The organism is Shinella sp. AETb1-6 (genome assembly GCF_009826875.1).
Classification (GTDB): domain Bacteria; phylum Pseudomonadota; class Alphaproteobacteria; order Rhizobiales; family Rhizobiaceae; genus Shinella; species Shinella sumterensis.
In genome coordinates this window covers 1-854 of the sequence record NZ_WUMM01000040.1, presented here as the reverse complement: position 1 = coordinate 854, position 854 = coordinate 1, and the positions used below count along the sequence as shown (strand labels likewise).

Sequence of the window (854 nt, the reverse complement as noted above, 5' to 3'; positions counted from 1 at the left end):
TTAAAAAAAGCGGCCGCGTATTTCGCCAGGGATGCAAAGTGAAGTACGCGTTCATTGCTCTGCATCGCTTGCAGTTTTCGGTGCGGACGATGTGCCGCCTTCTACGGGTTCACCCGAGTGGATTTACACCTGGCTGAAGAACCCGCTGAGCAGGCGAGCCAAAGAGGACAAGCGACAGACCGATCTGCTCCTGAAGGCATGGGAAGAGAGCAGCAAGGTCTACGGTTATCGCAAGCTGCACGACGACCTTCTCGATCAGGGAGAGATGTGCTGCCCAAACCGGGTCGCGCGCCTGACGCGTCTCGCCGGGATCAAGGCGCAGATCGGCTACAAACGCCGTCCCGGCATCTATGGCGGCAGGCCTGCCGTCGCTATCGACAACACACTCGACCGGCAATTTGACGTCGCGGCTCCGGACAAGGCCTGGGTCACGGACATCACCTACATCCGAACCTGCGAGGGCTTCGCTTACCTTGCGGTCGTCATCGACCTCTATTCTCGCCGGGTCATCGGCTGGGCGATGCAGAGCCGACAGACCACGGACGTCGTATTGCAGGCTCTGCTCATGGCGGTGTGGAGGCGAAAGCCGAAGGACAAGGTGCTGGTTCATTCGGATCAGGGGGCGCAGTTCACCAGCATGGACTGGGCATCGTTCGTCAGGCACCACAATCTGGTTCACTCGATGAGCCGACGCGGCAACTGCCGTGACAATGCGGTGGCCGAGAGCTTCTTCAATCTTCTGAAGCGGGAGAGGATACGTCGCAGGGGCTACCGTTCACGCGATGAAGCTCGCCAGGATGTGTTCGACTACATCGAGATGTTCTACAACCCGAAACGCAAGCACGTCAGAAACG

General features: G+C 59.0%; 1 pseudogene. It reads left to right on the top strand.

Going from position 1 to position 854, the window contains the following annotated elements:
* Nucleotides 1-854 (top strand): annotated as a pseudogene (locus tag GR158_RS25040) (IS3 family transposase); the annotation flags it as partial.